The 2,791-nt window shown below is 36.8% G+C and carries 3 protein-coding genes and 1 pseudogene; 2 read left to right on the top strand and 2 right to left on the bottom strand.

Going from position 1 to position 2,791, the window contains the following annotated elements; translation table 11 throughout:
• Together EKM83_RS13015 and EKM83_RS13010 are read left to right on the top strand one after the other, a co-directional pair.
• Positions 1 to 135 (top strand): annotated as a pseudogene (locus EKM83_RS13015) (IS30 family transposase); the annotation flags it as partial.
• A 9-nt stretch (positions 136 to 144) separates the two neighbouring features.
• Positions 145 to 534: a RepB family protein gene (locus EKM83_RS13010; RefSeq protein WP_225418682.1), complete on the top strand. Its 390-nt coding sequence runs from the start codon at positions 145 to 147 to the stop codon at positions 532 to 534.
• Positions 535 to 783: 249 nt separating this feature from the next.
• Here EKM83_RS13010 and EKM83_RS13005 read toward each other — a convergent pair whose 3' ends face one another.
• Together EKM83_RS13005 and EKM83_RS13000 are read right to left on the bottom strand one after the other, a co-directional pair.
• Entirely contained in the window at positions 784 to 1,113 is a 330-nt protein-coding gene (locus EKM83_RS13005) for a DUF5388 domain-containing protein (protein ID WP_041816175.1), read from the bottom strand.
• Positions 1,106 to 1,915, bottom strand: coding sequence for a ParA family protein (locus tag EKM83_RS13000; protein ID WP_015474642.1), 810 nt, complete (start codon positions 1,913 to 1,915; stop codon positions 1,106 to 1,108). Before EKM83_RS13000 ends, EKM83_RS13005 begins: the two co-directional genes overlap by 8 nt.
• Positions 1,916 to 2,791 lie beyond the last annotated feature (876 nt).

Here is a 2,791-nt window from a genome sequence, read left to right as displayed (position 1 = left end):
TTCCCGAAAAAGACCAATTTTAGCCAAGTAACGACTGATGAGATCCTAGCAGCACTTGAACTAATTAATCAACGACCATTAAAAATACATCATCAACAGACTGCCATTGAAAGATTCCGGGCTTGTTCGGATTAAACTTGTAATTTGCCTAGTGATAATAAATATATTTTAAGCCAAGATGTTGTTAATGCTATACATCAATATTATGCCAACAATACAAATAAGGATAGACAAGACAAAAGCACGTCAAGCAACGATCAATTAGTTAATATACTTAGACGCCAACTTGACGAAAAGGATCAACAGATAAACAAATTTCAAAAATTATTAGACCAACAACAGCAATTAAATTTATCCAGTCAGAAATTACTTGAAAATCAAAAGTCAGAACAAAATATTAAAAGCAACACCGTACAAAGCCGTGAGAACGATTCTAAAGGCGATAGCAATGATTCAGATACAAATATAAGCAAGCAAAACGAAAAGCCCTCTAATGAGACGAGAGAGAACTTTTGGAAACGGTTGTTTAGATAGGTTGTGAATATTTTTTGAGTAGTATGGGTGGCTTTTTTGCGTAAGTTAAGTGACAGCATTGATTGATTGTTATATGATTGTGTATGTCCTAAATGGACACAAGCAACGCTCCTAAGCAAAGTCTGTATGTACTGATTTCAGAAAAGCCCTCTATTCCGCATAATAGAGGGCTTTTTTTGTACATTCTGCTTCATCTAAACGGACCAAGTATACGTCTAAAAGCTGAACGTGTTGTCTGAGCGCGCGTGATTATTTACTTTTTACGCGTACATCACGTTTTTCTAAAGAATCAATTTGAAATTCTAATTCTTTACGTTCGTCTGAAGTCAAAGATTCAATATAAACAGATAAAGCTACTTCAATAGCTGCCTTTTGATTGTCACTATACCCTAATACAGCCATTGCTTGCAATTTGTTTCTAATGTGGTTGTTGATTTTTAGGTTTGTGTCAAAAGTAACCGAAGCAACTTGATTTTGTGGGGTTTTAATTCCTTTATTTGAATTTGAAAAATCCGAAATTTCAGCCTGCTTATCTGGCTTAATTGGGTTGCGGTTAGACCGAATCAATTTATTAGCCATTTTCAATTGCCTCCATTCTTTTTAGCATCTCGTCAGTTACGTCTTTGTATACTTTGAATACACGCCTATCAAACTGAGTATTGAAAGTAATACCAGTTATTCCATAACGCTTGATCCTCTGCATCGAGTGAATTTTATGTTTAAAAATGTTTTCAGTTCCAAACTGATTAATAGCATTTTGAATAGTTGCTTCATCTACAGGAGCTCCGGCTTGCAATAGAACAGCCAATATACCAACGATTTCCAAACGGGGAGCCTTGTAGGTATCAATAACTTGTTCCTGGATATACTCTATAAATGCTTGAGCTCCCTCAAAACTATGTTCATGAGTTTGCATAACAATTACACAATAATCGCTGGCATACAATGCTGAATCGGTGATTAACGAGATAGTAGGCGGCGTATCTATGATGACATAATCATATTTATCTTTAATAGGCTTGATAAGATTACTGAATTCTTTGACGCGTTCATTATAGTCTTTGATTTTTTCCATATAGCGTGGGAAAAGAGCGAAGTCAGGTGCGGAAGCTAGGATATCGAAGTTTTCTTTTATATGTATTAAAGATTGAGTTAAATCGCCATCTTCAATACTAGCCATGAGAGATTTTTTAAAATGGCCAACTTTTCCATCAATATTAACTTTAGTATTCAAGAGTAGATTTGTGGCGTTTCCTTGGGGGTCCAAATCAACTAGTAGTGTTTTGTAACCACGATTGCTAAGGTCTAGAGCTACTAATGTTGAATTACTAGTTTTTCCAACTCCACCTTTAAAATTTCCAAATGTTATGGTTTGTGTCATGATAACGCCTCCTAACGATTGTTGTTATATTAGCACTATATCGTTTTTGAATCAACACGATATAGTGCTATAGTGCGTTAGTTCTATAGTTCTATAATGCTGTTGTTCTGTAGTGCTTATGTTCTACAGTGCTATAGTGCTGTAGTTCTTTAGTTCCGTAGTGCTAGCACTACGGTATAGCTTTAAGCCCTATGTGCAAGCATTTACTAAAAAAAAAAACAGTGCCGTAGTTCTTTAGTTCCGTAGTTCTATAGTTCTATAGTGCTGTAGTGCTTATATTCTGTAGTGCTGTAGTTCTTTTATTCTGTAGTGCTGTAGTGCTGTAGTACTAGTTTTTAAAAACATTGACTTTTGTTGTGGTTGAGCTATAATTCTAAATGAAATCGATAAATAGAACATAAAAAAACACCCACCAACAGCCATTGGTGAGCGCCACAAAAAAGTCATCATTGTTTAATGACTATTATATCATGGCCGGTGCGATTTTTAAAGCCCTAGGGGACAAGCTGGGGTCTAAATCCAAGGGGACACGTTTGCCAGTGCGACTTCAATAAGTCTGGCTATACCACAACAAGGTCATCTGTACGGCTGGGTGGTGAATGGTGAGCGCGACCATTAACGGCGCGGGTGGTAAAACGAAGCTTCGGCTTGGTGCCACTGATTAGTTGGTGATCGAACAAAAATAAATACGTATCATCAACGCCTTCTAGGGCGTTTTTTAGTAGGCTAAACCGAAAACGTAGGTTTATAATGAGTGGTGGTAGCAATACCGCAATTGTACAGACAAGCGACGGGCGTTAACGACCGACGAACTAAGGGGAAACTTTTAGTAGTAGAATTGTACTCTGGTTCAGTTATTCCAAATAGCTGTTTCCA

It is taken from the genome of Levilactobacillus angrenensis (assembly GCF_003946085.1).
Lineage (GTDB): Bacteria > Bacillota > Bacilli > Lactobacillales > Lactobacillaceae > Levilactobacillus > Levilactobacillus angrenensis.
Note: the sequence above shows the minus strand (reverse complement) of the source record. Positions and strands in the feature narration are given on the sequence as shown.